This window comes from Aeromonas sp. s2 (genome assembly GCF_040907935.1).
Lineage (GTDB): Bacteria > Pseudomonadota > Gammaproteobacteria > Enterobacterales > Aeromonadaceae > Aeromonas > Aeromonas dhakensis.
This window is the reverse complement of the sequence record NZ_JBFOCR010000005.1, coordinates 57,935-72,238: the sequence shown is the minus strand read 5'-3', so window position 1 is coordinate 72,238 and position 14,304 is coordinate 57,935. Positions and strand designations below refer to the sequence as shown.

13 protein-coding genes are annotated in these 14,304 nt (G+C 59.8%); 3 read left to right on the top strand and 10 right to left on the bottom strand.

Annotated elements, in window-relative coordinates; all coding sequences use genetic code 11:
• Positions 1 to 26: 26 nt before the first annotated feature.
• The 8 genes from ihfA to AB5Y81_RS01825 form a co-directional block, all read right to left on the bottom strand.
• Positions 27 to 323 carry an integration host factor subunit alpha gene (gene ihfA / locus AB5Y81_RS01860; protein ID WP_005300715.1) on the bottom strand — a complete coding sequence of 99 codons (297 nt, stop codon included), beginning with the start codon at positions 321 to 323 and terminating at the stop codon, positions 27 to 29.
• Between the two features lie 3 nt (positions 324 to 326).
• Positions 327 to 2,714: a phenylalanine--tRNA ligase subunit beta gene (gene pheT / locus AB5Y81_RS01855; RefSeq protein WP_279484374.1), complete on the bottom strand. Its 2,388-nt coding sequence runs from the start codon at positions 2,712 to 2,714 to the stop codon at positions 327 to 329.
• A gap of 12 nt (positions 2,715 to 2,726) precedes the next feature.
• A complete protein-coding gene (gene pheS / locus AB5Y81_RS01850; RefSeq protein ID WP_005300689.1) occupies positions 2,727 to 3,710 on the bottom strand; it encodes a phenylalanine--tRNA ligase subunit alpha in 984 nt (327 codons plus the stop codon).
• Between the two features lie 316 nt (positions 3,711 to 4,026).
• Positions 4,027 to 4,383 (bottom strand): 50S ribosomal protein L20, encoded by a 357-nt coding sequence (gene rplT / locus AB5Y81_RS01845; RefSeq protein ID WP_005300683.1) that lies wholly within the window; start codon positions 4,381 to 4,383, stop codon positions 4,027 to 4,029.
• A 15-nt stretch (positions 4,384 to 4,398) separates the two neighbouring features.
• Complete coding sequence (rpmI, locus tag AB5Y81_RS01840) at positions 4,399 to 4,596, bottom strand: 50S ribosomal protein L35 (protein ID WP_005300673.1); 198 nt, start codon at positions 4,594 to 4,596, stop codon at positions 4,399 to 4,401.
• A gap of 86 nt (positions 4,597 to 4,682) precedes the next feature.
• On the bottom strand, positions 4,683 to 5,213 hold the full coding sequence (infC, locus tag AB5Y81_RS01835) for a translation initiation factor IF-3 (protein WP_185219337.1): 531 nt from the start codon (positions 5,211 to 5,213) through the stop codon (positions 4,683 to 4,685).
• Positions 5,214 to 5,234: 21 nt separating this feature from the next.
• Complete coding sequence (gene thrS / locus AB5Y81_RS01830; protein ID WP_005300655.1) at positions 5,235 to 7,163, bottom strand: threonine--tRNA ligase; 1,929 nt, start codon at positions 7,161 to 7,163, stop codon at positions 5,235 to 5,237.
• Between the two features lie 236 nt (positions 7,164 to 7,399).
• Positions 7,400 to 7,987 (bottom strand): tetratricopeptide repeat protein, encoded by a 588-nt coding sequence (locus AB5Y81_RS01825; protein WP_042049426.1) that lies wholly within the window; start codon positions 7,985 to 7,987, stop codon positions 7,400 to 7,402.
• 174 nt (positions 7,988 to 8,161) lie between these two features.
• Between AB5Y81_RS01825 and AB5Y81_RS01820 the strand changes: the two genes are divergently transcribed.
• Complete coding sequence (locus AB5Y81_RS01820; protein WP_279484376.1) at positions 8,162 to 9,217, top strand: PA0069 family radical SAM protein; 1,056 nt, start codon at positions 8,162 to 8,164, stop codon at positions 9,215 to 9,217.
• A gap of 36 nt (positions 9,218 to 9,253) precedes the next feature.
• Here AB5Y81_RS01820 and AB5Y81_RS01815 read toward each other — a convergent pair whose 3' ends face one another.
• Both AB5Y81_RS01815 and gyrA read right to left on the bottom strand, forming a co-directional pair.
• On the bottom strand, positions 9,254 to 9,421 hold the full coding sequence (locus tag AB5Y81_RS01815) for a hypothetical protein (protein ID WP_005300645.1): 168 nt from the start codon (positions 9,419 to 9,421) through the stop codon (positions 9,254 to 9,256).
• Between the two features lie 198 nt (positions 9,422 to 9,619).
• On the bottom strand, positions 9,620 to 12,355 hold the full coding sequence (gyrA, locus tag AB5Y81_RS01810) for a DNA topoisomerase (ATP-hydrolyzing) subunit A (protein ID WP_279484377.1): 2,736 nt from the start codon (positions 12,353 to 12,355) through the stop codon (positions 9,620 to 9,622).
• Positions 12,356 to 12,556: 201 nt separating this feature from the next.
• Here gyrA and ubiG point away from each other — a divergent pair, with 201 nt between their 5' ends.
• Together ubiG and AB5Y81_RS01800 are read left to right on the top strand one after the other, a co-directional pair.
• Positions 12,557 to 13,273, top strand: coding sequence for a bifunctional 2-polyprenyl-6-hydroxyphenol methylase/3-demethylubiquinol 3-O-methyltransferase UbiG (ubiG, locus tag AB5Y81_RS01805; RefSeq protein WP_016350657.1), 717 nt, complete (start codon positions 12,557 to 12,559; stop codon positions 13,271 to 13,273).
• The gene (locus tag AB5Y81_RS01800; protein ID WP_279484378.1) at positions 13,273 to 13,959 is read left to right on the top strand and encodes an HAD-IA family hydrolase; all 687 of its coding nucleotides are present in this window, start codon (positions 13,273 to 13,275) and stop codon (positions 13,957 to 13,959) included. The genes ubiG and AB5Y81_RS01800 overlap by 1 nt, the downstream gene beginning before the upstream one ends.
• Positions 13,960 to 14,304 lie beyond the last annotated feature (345 nt).

The window sequence follows — 14,304 nt, the reverse complement described above, 5'->3', positions numbered from 1 at the left end:
AAGCCAGGCGGTTGCCTGGCTTTTTGTCACTCGTTGGGTTCAACATTTTCGACCCTGGCCTTGAGTTTCTGACCAGGGCGGAAGGTGACCACCCGCCGGGCGCTGATGGGAATATCTTCGCCGGTTTTCGGGTTACGTCCTGGACGCTGGTTCTTCTCACGAAGATCAAAGTTACCGAAGCCTGAAATCTTGACTTGTTCACCACGCTCAAGCGCTTGTCTGATCTCTTCAAAGAAGGCTTCCACCATATCTTTGGCTTCACGCTTGCTCATCCCGAGCTGGGTGAACAGGTGCTCTGCAATGTCGGCTTTGGTAAGCGCCATAGATCAATCCCTCAAGGATGCATTCAACTCTTCACCAAGGGCCCGCACGACATTGTCTACGGTCTCGGCAATCTCTTTCTCCTCCAGAGTGCGCTGGGTGTCTTGCAGAACAAGACTGATGGCCAGGCTCTTCTTGTCCTCGGCCATACCAGCACCCTGGTATACGTCAAACAAGTTTATTCCAACTACCTGATTTCCGCCAACTTTTTTAATTACTGCCAGCACATCGCCGGCCAGAACCGCAACATCAACCACCACGGCGATGTCGCGACGGTTGGCCGGGAAGCGGGAAACTTCGGCTGCAACCGGCACCTTGGCCGGGGTCAGCTTGTCCAGCTCCAGCTCGAACATCACGGCACGGCTCTTGAGGCCCAGCTTCTTCTCGAGGCTCGGGTGGATCACGCCGATGTGGCCGATGACCTCGCCATTGCGCAGGATCGCCGCGCTCTGGCCAGGGTGCAGGGCACTGTGTTCGGCACGCTCGAAGGTGAAGGTGGCGCCTTCGGCGGTCAAGTCCAGCACCGCTTCCAGATCCCCTTTCAGATCAAAGAAGTCGGCAGCGCGGCTCTTGATGTCCCAGTGCTCGTCGCTCTGGTTGCCGGTGATGATGCCGGCCAGCATGGGCTCCTGACGGATGCCGTTCTCGGCATTTTCGTCCTTGATGAAACGCAGGCCCTGCTCGAACAGGCGCACCCGCGGCTGCTGACGGTTCTGGTTGTAAACCACCGCCTGTACCAGACCCGGGAACAGAGAGACGCGCATGGCGGACATCTCGACCGAGATCGGGTTCGGCAACACGATGGCATCGCTCTGCGGGAACAGGGTCTGCTGAGCCTTGGGATCGACGAAGCTGTAGGTGATCGCTTCCTGGAAGCCGCGATCGACCAGCAGGTCACGCACCCGCTTGAGGGTCACCTGCCCTTCCGCCTGCTCGACCATCGCGAGCGATGCGGCGGGTTTGAGGTTCGGGATGTTGTTGTAGCCGTAGATGCGGGCCACTTCCTCGATGAGATCTTCCTCGATGGCGATATCGAAACGCCAGGAGGGAGCCAGCGCGATCCAGCCGTCGGCGTCCACGGTCACCTGCATGCCCAGGCGAGTCAGGATCTCGACCACCTGTGCATCCGCCACGCTGATGCCGATCACCTTGTCGAGCTTGGCACGACGCAGCTTGATGGGGGCAGCCTTCGGCAGATGGGCATCGGATTTGACCTCGATGACCGGGCCCGCTTCACCGCCGCAGATATCCAGCAGCAGACGGGTGGCGCGATCCATCACCTTGGCCTGCAGCTCAGGATCCACCCCGCGCTCGAAGCGGTGGGAGGAGTCGGTGTGCAGACCGTAGGCACGGGCACGGCCGGTGATGGAGAGCGGCGCGAAGAAGGCGCACTCCAGCAGGATGTCGGTGGTGGTCTCGGAGACACCGGTGCGATTGCCGCCGAAGATGCCGGCCATGCAGGCAGGGCCCTGGGCGTCTGCGATAACAAGCGTGGTCTCTTTGAGCTTCACCTCGTTGCCATCGAGCAGGGTCATCGGCTCGTCGGCCTTGGCGCGGCGCACCACCAGTTCACCTTCCAGCGTCGCCAGATCGAAGGCGTGCATCGGCTGACCGTATTCCAGCAGCAGGTAGTTGGTGATGTCGACGATGGCGTCGATGGAGCGGATGCCGCCACGGCGCAGCTTCTCCTGCATCCAGAGCGGGCTTTGGGCGTGCAGGTTCAGCCCCTTGATGACACGGCCGAGATAACGGGGGCAATCGGCCGGCGCTTCAACCCGGATCGGGAAGCTAGCGTCGATGGTGGCAACAGCAGGGGTCCAGGTCGGCTCGACCACGTCCACGCTGTTGAGCACGCCGATTTCACGGGCCAGACCAGCGATGCCGAGGCAGTCGGCACGGTTCGGGGTCAGATCCACGTCGATGCTGACGTCGTTGAGTGCGAGGTAGTCGCGGATATCGGTGCCGATAGGAGCGTCAAGCGGCAGCTCGATGATGCCATCGGCCTCGACGTCGATACCCAGCTCGCTGAAGGAGCAGAGCATGCCGTGAGACGGCTGGCCACGCAGCTTGGCTTTCTTGATGGTGAAATCACCCGGCAGGGTCGCCCCAACCTTGGCCACGCAGACTTTGAGGCCCTGGCGGCAGTTAGGCGCGCCGCAGACGATGTCCAGCAGCTCTTCTTCGCCCACGTTGACCTTGGTCACTCGCAGCTTGTCGGCGTCCGGGTGCTGGGCGCACTCGACCACTTCACCCACCACCACGTTGTTGAACTGGCCGGCCACCGCTTCCACGGCGTCCACTTCCAGACCGGCCATGGTGATCTGCTCGGCTAGTGCGTTGTCACTCAACTCGGTGCGGACCCACTCCATCACCCAGGATTTACTGAATTTCATGTTCTCTCGCCCTTACTTGAACTGCTTGAGGAAGCGCAGGTCGTTTTCGAAGAAGGCACGCAGGTCGTTGACCCCGTAACGCAGCATGGTTAGGCGTTCAACGCCCATGCCGAAGGCAAAGCCGGAGTATTTTTCCGGATCGATGCCGACCGAACGCAGCACGTTCGGGTGCACCATGCCGCAGCCCAGCACTTCCAGCCACTTGCCGTTCTTGCCCATCACGTCCACTTCGGCGCTCGGCTCGGTGAACGGGAAGTAGGAAGGACGGAAGCGAATGGTCAAGTCTTCCTCGAAGTAGTTGCGCAGGAAGTCGTGCAGGATGCCCTTGAGCTCGGTGAAGCTGGCATGCTCGTCAACCAGCAGGCCTTCGACCTGATGGAACATCGGGGTGTGGGTCATGTCATAGTCGTTACGATAGACGCGGCCCGGCGCTATGATGCGGATCGGCGGCTGCTGATGCTCCATGGTGCGGATCTGCACGCCCGAGGTGTGGGTACGCAGCATCAGATCAGGATTGAAGTAAAAGGTATCGTGATCGGTACGCGCCGGGTGGTGCGCCGGGATGTTCAGCGCATCGAAGTTGTGGAAGCCATCTTCAATCTCGGGACCACGGGCAACCTTGAAGCCCATCTCGCCAAACAGGCGCTCGATGCGCTCGATGGTGCGGGTCACCGGGTGCAGACCGCCATTCTCGATGCGGCGGCCCGGCAGGCTGACGTCGATGGTCTCGGCGGCCAGCTTCTGGTTCAACACGGCAACTTCGAGGGCTTCACGACGCCCGTTCAGGGCATCCTGAACCTGCTGTTTGGCCTGGTTGATCACGGCGCCCGCGGCGGGACGCTCTTCAGCGGACAGGGCGCCCAGGCCCTTCATCTGCTCGGTAAAAAAGCCCTTTTTACCCAGATATTTGACCCGGATTTCGTCAAGGGCGGCGATGTCGCTTACGCCCTCAATTTCGGCCCTGGCTTGGCCGACTACTTCTTCAAGCTGTTGCATGTCTTCCTCGTCACCACTCCCGGTACAGGAGCCTTTAGGCTAAATAAGGTCAAGAGGGGAATAATACAAAAAAAGCCCCTTCACTGACCATAGTTAAGGTGCCCTTTTCTCCCTAGAAATCATTTTGTTATCAAGTAGGGCTTCGAGCCGGACCTGCTTCTTCTTTGCGATTGGGTACACAATTTCAGCTTGATGGCATATGAAGCCATATGTATAGCTATCATGATGGTAGAGTCATCGCCGCCTGCAAGCGACAAATGACAGACAACAAAAAAGGAGGCCTAAGCCTCCTTTTAGCATTTATAACAGAACCGGATTAGACCAGAGCTGCTTTGGCCTTTTCAACCAGGGCGGTGAAAGCCAGCTTGTCGTGAACGGCGATATCGGACAGGATCTTGCGATCAATCTCGATGGAAGCCTTCTTCAGACCGTTGATCAGACGGCTGTAGGACAGACCGTTCTGACGGGCTGCTGCGTTGATACGAGCAATCCACAGTTGACGGAACTGACGCTTTTTCTGGCGACGGTCACGGTAGGCATACTGACCAGCTTTGGTTACCGCTTGTACCGCTACGCGGTAGACACGGGAACGGGCGCCGTAGTAACCCTTGGCGGCTTTCATTACTTTCTTGTGACGAGCGCGAGCGGTCACACCACGTTTAACTCTTGGCATTTTTCACATCCCCCCTTATGCGTACGGCAGACAAGCGACAACACGTTTGTGGTCGGCAGCGGAAACAAAGAACTTCGGTCCCAGCTGACGCTTACGCTTACTGCTCTTCTTGGTCAGGATGTGACGCAGGTGGTTATGCTTGCACTTGAAGCGACCTGAGCCAGTCTTCTTGAAGCGCTTTGCGGCGCCCCGGTTGGTTTTCATCTTCGGCATTTCATACTCCGCATTGTGAGTGACAACAAAATCGCAAGGCGAACCGACTCATGGGGCTGCCCCCATGAGTCAATTTCTTGTGGGCCTTAAGATTTCTTCTTGGGTGCGAGGACCATCACAGCTTGACGGCCTTCGACTTTCGGGAACGATTCGACTACGGCCAGCTCTTCCAGATCGTTCTTGACGCGTTCCAGAACCTTGATACCAAGATCCTGGTGGGCCATTTCACGACCACGGAAGCGCAGGGTGACCTTTGCCTTGTCCCCGTCTTCCAGAAAGCGAACCAGGTTGCGTAGTTTTACCTGATAGTCGCCTTCGTCGGTGCCAGGACGGAATTTGATTTCCTTGACCTGGACGACTTTCTGCTTTTTCTTCTGTTCTTTGGTGGTTTTGCTCTTTTCGTAGAGGAATTTGCCGTAATCCATGATCCGGCAAACGGGCGGCTCAGCGTTCGGACTGATCTCGACCAGATCCACTCCGGCCTCAAGGGCCAAGTTCAGAGCATCCTGGATGGAGGTGATGCCAATGGCTTCACCATCCAGGCCAGTCAGACGAACTTCTTTCAGACGGATCTCTTCGTTGATCCGGTGAGCGCGGGCTTGCGGTTGCTTGCCCAGTTTTTTTCCGCCTTTTATAGCTTATTCCTCCACTTTCTTTTGTCCGCGGGTCTGAACTTCCTGGGTCAACAGAGCAATCAGCTCTTCAACAGGATAAGAGCCCAGGTCAGCCCCTTTACGGGTACGTACTGCAATCTTGCCGGCTTCTACTTCTTTGTCGCCGCAGACCAGCATAAAAGGTACCCGCTTCAAAGTATGCTCGCGGATTTTAAAGCCAATCTTCTCATTTCTCAAGTCCGCTTTTGCGCGAAGGCCCGCATCATTCAATGCTTTGGCTACTTTCACCGCATAATCGGCCTGATTGTCGGTAATATTCATGACCACGGCCTGGGTAGGTGCCAACCAGGTCGGGAACAGTCCGGCGTACTCTTCGGTCAGGATCCCGATGAAACGCTCCAGCGAGCCCAGAATGGCGCGGTGGATCATCACGGGGACGTGACGTTCGTTGTCTTCGCCCACATAGGTGGCACCCAGACGGCCCGGCAGGGCAAAATCGAGCTGCACGGTACCACATTGCCAGGCACGGTCAAGGCAGTCATGCAGGGTGAATTCGATCTTGGGACCGTAGAAGGCCCCCTCGCCCGGCTGCAGGTCGTACTTCAGACCGTTCAGCACCAGCGCTTCGGCCAGTGCGGCCTCGGCGCGATCCCAGGCTTCGTCGGAGCCGATACGCTGTTCCGGACGAGTGGAGAGCTTGACCACGATGTTCTCGAAACCGAAGGTGCCGTAGACGTCGTAGACCATGCGGATGCACGCAGACACCTCTTCCATGATCTGCTCTTCGGTACAGAAGATGTGGGCATCATCCTGAGTGAAACCCCGTACCCGCATCAGGCCGTGCAGGGAGCCTGACGGCTCGTTGCGGTGGCAGGAGCCGAACTCGGCCATGCGCAGCGGCAGGTCGCGGTAGGATTTCAGACCCTGGTTGAAGATCTGCACGTGACCCGGGCAGTTCATCGGCTTGATGGCGTACTCGCGGTTCTCGGACTGGGTGGTGAACATGGCCTGGGCGTACTTCTCCCAGTGACCTGAACGCTCCCACAGCACGCGATCCATCATGAAGGGACCCTTCACTTCCTGATAGTCGTACTCTTTGAGCTTGCCGCGGATGAAGGTTTCCAGTTCGCGGAAGATGGTCCAGCCATCGTTGTGCCAGAACACCATGCCCGGCGCTTCTTCCTGCATGTGGTACAGGTCGAGCTGCTTGCCGATCTTGCGGTGGTCGCGCTTGGCGGCCTCTTCCAGACGTTGCAGATAGGCTTTGAGCTGCTTCTTGTCAGCCCATGCGGTGCCGTAGATGCGCTGCAGCATCTTGTTGTTGGAGTCACCGCGCCAGTAGGCGCCGGACATCTTCTGCAACTTGAAGTGGTGGCAGTGACGCATGTTGGGCACGTGCGGGCCGCGACACATGTCGATGTACTCTTCGTGATGATAAAGACCTGGCTGGTCATCACGGGCAATGTTCTGATCCAGGATCTCGACCTTGTAGGTCTCGCCACGGGCTTCGAACACATCGCGTGCTTCCTGCCAGGAGACCTTCTTCTTGACGACGTCGTAATCCTTGGCGGCCAGCGCCAGCATGCGCTCTTCCAGGGCAGCCAGATCTTCATCGGTCAGGGTGCGGTCGAGATCGATGTCGTAGTAGAAACCATTGTCGATGACGGGACCGATGGCCATCTTGGTCTGGGGCCAGAGTTGCTTGATGGCATGACCCAGCAGGTGAGCACAGGAGTGGCGCAGAATGTCCAGACCTTCTTCGTCTTTGGCGGTGATGATGGCCAGGGAGGCATCGGCTTCGATCAGCTCGCAGGCATCCACCAGTTCACCGTTTACCCGACCGGCAATGCACGCCTTGGCGAGACCGGGACCGATGTCCGCGGCCACATCCATGACGGAAACGGCGTGGGCAAATTGACGTTGGCTGCCATCAGGCAGAGTAATGATTGGCATTGTGTGTTTCCTTATACAGTGGTGCCCCCTACCAAAGGGCACATGCGGGATGGAAAGATTCATTCAAAAATGGGTGATGTTCTGGCTCTCCACAGCACTTTGCGAAGACGCCCCGTGACGCAAACAACCCGTTCAACGTCGCAAGACAAACCAAAAACCGAACCATGCTACCAGAAGTAGACGGGGCTGTATCGGGTTTGCTGAGATTTTCTACAACCAGATGAACCGCTTGGAGGTTATTCTCCTAGCAGAGGCTGCCAGTTGAAGTCGAACGTGGAGCTCCCCTCCTGGGCCAGTTCCAGCTCCTGCAGCACCTTGAGCGCCAGCTGGTTGCCCTGCCTGGCGGCCTGATAGAGCCACTCCTTGGCACGGGGCAAATCGACCCGCCCGCTGACCCCCATCAGATGCAGCACCCCCACCTTCAACATGGCGGGCACATCGCCGTTCCTGGCCGCCAGCTCCATCCAGTGAAATGCCTCGCGCAGATCCCGCTTCACCCCGGCACCCCGCAAATAGAGCTCCCCCAGCCGGTATTGGCCGAAGGCGTCCCCCGCCTGCGCCGCCTGACGATAGAGGCTGATGGCGCGATCCATATCCTGCTCGCTCCCCTGCCCCATTTCATGGCTCCAGCCCATCAGCGCCTGCGCCCGTGGCTGGCCCTGATCCGCCAGCGGCGACCAGATCCGGGTTGCCTCATCGAAGTGACCGGTGCGCCAGGCGCGGTTGGCCGAGGCCAGCTCCTGCTCGGTAGAGAGCGGGATCAGGCGCCAGATAACCAGCGCAATGACGGCGATGAAGAGCCAGCGGTAGGTGATGGGGGCCATGATGATTTCCGTGATCCAGTTCGCATTTCGTCTATGTAAACGAAATGTAGCGCCGCGATCAAGCAAGAGATCCTTTTGACATGCTTTTTATGGCGGGATAGGTCGGCAGAACTTGCATTCGGCAATGGGGGGCAGCATGATAACTGTATATATAAACAGTGCTAGTGCAATGCGATGGCAGGACGAGGCAGTTCCCACAATGTTGATCACCGTTTCAGCGGCCAGCGGGTCGATGCGGTCGACGACGGCTGGGCCCAACCCGAGTGGGAAGCGGCATTCGCCGCCAGCGCTCCCCGCACCGAGGTGACGGAGATCAGCGCCCGCAGCATCATCAGTTACAACAGTTCCCCCGACGTTCCCTTCGGCCGCTCCATCAATCCCTATCAGGGGTGCGAACACGGTTGCATTTACTGTTATGCCAGACCGAGCCACGCCTATCTCGAGCTCTCCCCCGGCCTCGATTTCGAAACCCGGCTGTTCGCCAAGCTCAATGCCGCCGAGCTGCTGCGCCGGGAGTTTGCCAGACCCGCCTATCAGCCGCAGACCATAGTGCTGGGGGCCAATACCGACCCTTATCAGCCCATCGAGCACCACTATCGCCTCACCCGCCAGTTGCTGGAAGTGATGCTGGCCCATCGCCATCCGGTGGGGATCATCACCAAGAGCGCCATGATATTGCGCGACCTCGATCTGCTGACGGAGCTGGCCCAAGAGGGCCTCTGTCAGGTGATGGTGTCGGTCACCACCTTGAATGAAACCCTGCGGCGACAACTGGAGCCAAGAGCAAGCACGGGGGCCGGCCGGCTCAAGGTGGTGGAGAGACTGGCCCGCGCCGGCGTGCCGGTCGGCGTGCTGGCGGCCCCCATGATCCCGCGGCTCAACGAACCCGAGCTCGAGCAGATCATCAAGAGCGCCGCCGAGGCCGGCGCCCACTGCGCCGACTATATCCTGCTGCGACTGCCCCACGAGCTGGCACCGCTGTTCAGTGACTGGCTGGAACAATACTACCCAGGCCAGAAGGAGGCGATCCTCAACCAGCTGCGAGCCAGCCGGGACGGCGCCCTCAACAGTCCCGCCTTCGGGACCCGGATGCGGGGAGCAGGCCAGTTTGCCGATCTGCTGGCCCAGCGCTTTCGCTTGATCGCCAAGCGGCTCGGGCTCGGCAAGCGCCACTTTCAACTGCGCCAGGATGCCTTCATCCGCCCGGGCGAGCAGCTGCGGCTGTTTTAATTCCCGTCATGACGCCAGCCCGTGGGCATGACCAAGTCAGCCTCGGGGGCGCACTCCCGCAGCGCGCTCGCGGGCAATCAGCTCGACCGGCAGCCTCGCCGGTTCATGGGCCACTTCCAGCTCCTGTTCGTGCTGCGCCTCGTCCCTCCCGGCTTCGCCCCATACCCGGCTCCACCAGATTTCCCACATCACCCAGCTGGTCATAAGATGCTCCTGTGCGGCAGAGGCCGCCGTTGTGATCGCCGACGCAGGCAAGATGCCCTGCCCCCATGACAGAGGCATGACGCCCCGATGACATCTCGGTTGCCGCTCTGGCGGCAGCCTGGCTGGGGCAGCTAACGGCGGGCATAAAAAAAGAGCGACCCGAAGGTCGCTCTTTCGTATCGGGAAAAGGGGGAACGATTACTCGTCGCCCGCCTCCCCTGCATCGACAGCACCGGTGTCTGCGGCGGTATCGGTGCCTTCAGACACCTCACCCTCGACGGCCAGTGCCTCGGTTTCCTCTTCGTCGCTCTCGGCAACACGCTGCAGGCCGACCACGGTTTCGTCTTCACCGGTACGGATCAGACGCACACCGCCGGTGTTGCGGCCGATGACGCTCACCTCGGACACCCGGGTACGTACCAGGGTACCGCCGTTGGTGATCAGCATGATCTGGTCGGTATCTTCGACCTGGATCGCATCGATCACCTTGCCGTTGCGCTCGTCCACCTTGATGGAGATGACACCCTGGGTACCACGGCTCTTGGTCGGGTACTCATCCAGCGCGGTACGCTTGCCGTAACCGTTCTCGGTAGCGGTGAGGATGGCCCCGTCGCCACGGGGCACGATGAGAGACACCACCTTGTCACCGGCGCCCAGCTTGATGCCGCGCACACCGGCAGCAGTACGACCCATGGGACGTACGCCCTTGAAGGTGCCCTTGCTTTCGGTGCCTTCGCCGTTGTCGCTGCCATCATCGTCGTTGCCGGTGTCGACTTCGTCAGTGGCATCGGCATCAGCGCGACCGCTGCCTTCCGCGAAGCGAACAACCTTGCCCGCATCGGAGAACAGCATGATCTCGTTGCTGCCATCGGTGATGTCCACCCCGATCAGCTCATCACCCTCTTTGAGGTTGATGGCGCGGATGCCGGAGGAGAGCGGACGGCTGAAATCGGACAGGCTGGTCTTCTTCACGGTACCGTTGGCGGTGGCGAAGAAGACATACTTGTCGGCGTCATATTCTTTAACCGGCAGGATGGCGGTGATGCGCTCACCCTCATCCAGCGGCAGCAGGTTGATGATCGGACGACCGCGGGCGCCACGGGACGCCTCCGGCAGCTGATACACCTTGAGCCAGTAGACCTTGCCACGGGTGGAGAAGCACAGAATGGTGTCGTGGGTGTTGGCCACCAGCAGACGCTCCACAAAGTCCTCTTCCTTGATCCGGGTGGCCGACTTGCCACGACCACCGCGGCGCTGGGCCTCGTAGTCGGAGAGCGGCTGATACTTCACGTAACCCTGGTGAGACAAGGTCACGACCACGTCTTCCGGGGTGATCAGATCTTCGATGTTGATCTCGGCACTGGACATGCTGATTTCGGTACGACGCTCGTCGCCGTACTGCTCGCGCACGGCCAGCAGTTCGTCACGGATCACTTCCATCAACCGTACCGGGCTCGCCAGGATGAACAGCAGCTCGGCGATGAGATCCAGCAGAGATTGGTACTCTTCCAGGATCTTCTCGTGCTCGAGGCCGGTCAGCTTGTGCAGACGCAGGTCAAGGATGGCCTGGGCCTGCTGCTCGGTCAGGTAGTAGTGACCTTCGCGGATGCCGAACTCGGGTTCCAGCCACTCGGGGCGGGCCGCGTCGTCACCGGCTTTCTCCAGCATGGAGGCCACGTTGCCGAGCTCCCAGCCGCGGGCAACCAGGCCCGCTTTCGCATCGGCCGGGGTCGCGCTGTGGCGAATGAGTTCGATGACCGGGTCGATGTTGGCCAGCGCCACCGCCAGACCTTCCAGGATGTGAGCCCGATCCCGCGCCTTGCGCAGTTCGAACACGGTCCGGCGGGTCACCACTTCACGGCGGTGCAGCAGGAACGCATCCAGGATCTCTTTGAGGTTCATCACCTTGGGCTGGTTGTTATCGAGCGCCACCATGTTGATGCCGAACGTGGTCTGCATCTGGGTGTGCTTGTAGAGATTGTTCAGCACAATCTCGCCGGACTCGCCGCGCTTGATCTCGATAACGATGCGCATGCCGTCCTTGTCGGACTCATCGCGCAGGGCACTGATGCCCTCGATCTTCTTCTCTTTGACCAGCTCGGCGATTTTCTCGATCAGACGAGCCTTGTTCACCTGATAGGGGATCTCGTGAACGATGATGGTCTCGCGACTGGTCTTCTCGTCCACCTCCACTTCGGCCTTGGCACGCACATAGACGGAGCCACGACCGGTACGGTACGCCTGCACGATGCCGGAACGACCGTTGATGATGCCACCGGTGGGGAAATCCGGGCCGGTGATGTAGGTCATCAGCTCGTCGATGGTGAGGTCGCCGTTCTCGATCAACGCCAGACAGCCGTTGACTATCTCGGTGAGGTTGTGAGGCGGAATGTTGGTCGCCATGCCCACCGCAATACCGGAGGAGCCGTTGACCAGCAGGTTGGGAACCTTGGTGGGCATGACAGCCGGGATCATCTCGGTGCCGTCATAGTTCGGCACCCAGTCCACGGTCTCTTTGTCCAGATCGGCCAGCAACTCGTGGGAGATGCGGGCCATCCGCACTTCGGTGTAACGCATGGCGGCGGCGCTGTCGCCGTCGACCGAACCGAAGTTGCCCTGACCATCGACCAGCATGTAACGCATGGAGAAATCCTGCGCCATGCGAACGATGGTGTCATACACGGCAATGTCGCCGTGCGGGTGATATTTACCGATTACGTCACCGACCACACGGGCCGATTTTTTATAGGGCTTGTTCCAGTCGTTCCCCAGCTCGTTCATTGCATACAGAACGCGGCGGTGAACCGGTTTCAAGCCATCACGCACATCCGGCAGAGCTCGTCCTACGATCACGCTCATGGCGTAATCAAGATAGGAACTCTTGAGCTCTTCTTCGATGTTGACCGGCGTGATCTCTCTGGCCAGATCGCTCATAGAAAGCCTTAATCCCTAATTAGTTGTTCTTTGGCTTAAACAGCGCGACATGGTAACACACTGAGCCAAATACCTTAAGCCACAAATCCGGTAACAAGTCGGGCTGGTGTGACAAAGTCCGTCCGTTATAATGCCCGCCAGGACAACAGATTGCGCGCGCCCCACCCAGCCTGCGCGCCCTTGCCACAGGATCATCAAAAAATGCACAGTGATGCCAATGTCGATCTGACAGAAATTGCCAAATTCGAAGCCATCGCCTCCCGCTGGTGGGACATGGAGGGAGAGTTCAAGCCACTGCATCAGATAAACCCGGTGCGCCTTGACTGGATCACCGACAAGAGCGGTGGCCTGTTCGGCAAGCGCATCCTCGACATCGGCTGCGGCGGCGGCATTCTCGCCGAGAGCATGGCCCGCCGGGGTGCCAAGGTCACCGGCATCGACATGGGCAAGGAGCCCCTCGGGGTCGCCCGCCTCCATGCCCTCGAGGCGGGCGTGGAGCTCGAGTATCGCCAGATCACCGCCGAAGCCCACGCCGATGAGGCCCCCGGCCAGTACGACGTGGTCACCTGCATGGAGATGCTGGAGCACGTGCCGGATCCCGCCTCCGTGCTGCGCGCCATCGCCACCCTGGTGCGCCCGGGCGGCAAGGTGTTCGTCTCCACCATCAACCGCAACCCGAAAGCCTATCTGATGATGATCCTCGGCGCCGAGTACCTGATGAAGATGGTGCCCAAGGGTACCCACGACCACAAGAAGTTCATCACCCCCGCCGAACTGTGTCGCATGGGTGAGGCGGCAGGCCTGCTGGTACGGGACATGAGCGGGGTGCACTATGCGCCGCTCTCCAACAGCTTCAAGCTCGGTCGCAACGTCGACGTCAACTACATGGTGGCGTTCGAGCGCCCGGAGCAAGGCTGATGACGACTCACTCTGCTGCGCCCCTTGGCTGCGTGCTGTTCGATCTGGACGGCACCCTGCTCGACACCGCCCCCGATCTGGGGGCCGCCGTCAACCACGTGCTGATAAGCGAGGGCTTCGCCCCCCTCTCTGACGACATCATCCGTCAGACCACCTCCCACGGGGCGCTCGGGCTGCTCAGGGCCGGCCTTGGCGACGAATTGCTGGAAGAGCTTGGCGCCACCCGCCTTCGTACCGCCCTGCTCGACTACTACGCGGCCAACCTCTGTGTCGGCACCCACCCCTATGAAGGCATGGTGGATCTCATCGAGTGGCTCGACGAGAAAAAGCTGCCCTGGGGCATCGTCACCAACAAGCCGGGCTTTCTCACCGAGCCGCTGCTGGCGGCCCTGCCGGCGCTTGCCAGTTGCGGCGTCACCGTCAGCGCCGACACCCTGCCTGTGCGCAAGCCCGACCCCGCCCCCATGTTCTTTGCCTGCGAGCAGCTGGGGGTCGAAGCAGCTCACTGCCTCTATGTGGGGGATCATGTGCGCGACATCGAGGCCGGCCGCAACGCCGGCATGCGTACCGCCGTCGCCGGCTGGGGTTACCTCAATGACGACGAGGATCCCGCCCAGTGGGGCGCCGATCTTCACTTTGATACCGTGCAGGCCCTGCATCACTGGCTGCGCTACGAGCTGGATTAAGCCTTGCCCGCCTGAGCAGTCAGGCAAGGCTGCCGTGGATACATATAGAAGTGGATGATCAGGGGGAGCTCCACGCCTGGGTTCTCTTGGATAACGCAGCAGGTGGATAACACAAGAGATGGATATCAGACGCAGCTTTGCGACCATCCCTTGAACTGAGCGGTGAAAATGACGCCCATCTGGTCACTCGCGCAGCAAAACGGAGGATCGGCAATTGATCCCCCGTTTTGCCGGTTTGACAAGCAGTGCGGCAGCGGGATCGGACACCTTTTGACCCTTGCTGCACAAGGGATAATCAGGCTGAATTTGCTAGTAAAAACACCCCGTTTTCGCAAGCAAAAAAAG

Coding starts and splice junctions, on each gene's coding strand:
- ihfA (WP_005300715.1), bottom strand. CDS start 323: ATGGCGCTTACCAAAGCCGACATTGCAGAGCACCTGTTCACCCAGCTC.
- pheT (WP_279484374.1), bottom strand. CDS start 2,714: ATGAAATTCAGTAAATCCTGGGTGATGGAGTGGGTCCGCACCGAGTTG.
- pheS (WP_005300689.1), bottom strand. CDS start 3,710: ATGCAACAGCTTGAAGAAGTAGTCGGCCAAGCCAGGGCCGAAATTGAG.
- rplT (WP_005300683.1), bottom strand. CDS start 4,383: ATGCCAAGAGTTAAACGTGGTGTGACCGCTCGCGCTCGTCACAAGAAA.
- rpmI (WP_005300673.1), bottom strand. CDS start 4,596: ATGCCGAAGATGAAAACCAACCGGGGCGCCGCAAAGCGCTTCAAGAAG.
- thrS (WP_005300655.1), bottom strand. CDS start 7,163: ATGCCAATCATTACTCTGCCTGATGGCAGCCAACGTCAATTTGCCCAC.
- AB5Y81_RS01825 (WP_042049426.1), bottom strand. CDS start 7,987: ATGGCCCCCATCACCTACCGCTGGCTCTTCATCGCCGTCATTGCGCTG.
- AB5Y81_RS01820 (WP_279484376.1), top strand. CDS start 8,162: ATGGCAGGACGAGGCAGTTCCCACAATGTTGATCACCGTTTCAGCGGC.
- AB5Y81_RS01815 (WP_005300645.1), bottom strand. CDS start 9,421: ATGACCAGCTGGGTGATGTGGGAAATCTGGTGGAGCCGGGTATGGGGC.
- gyrA (WP_279484377.1), bottom strand. CDS start 12,355: ATGAGCGATCTGGCCAGAGAGATCACGCCGGTCAACATCGAAGAAGAG.
- ubiG (WP_016350657.1), top strand. CDS start 12,557: ATGCACAGTGATGCCAATGTCGATCTGACAGAAATTGCCAAATTCGAA.
- AB5Y81_RS01800 (WP_279484378.1), top strand. CDS start 13,273: ATGACGACTCACTCTGCTGCGCCCCTTGGCTGCGTGCTGTTCGATCTG.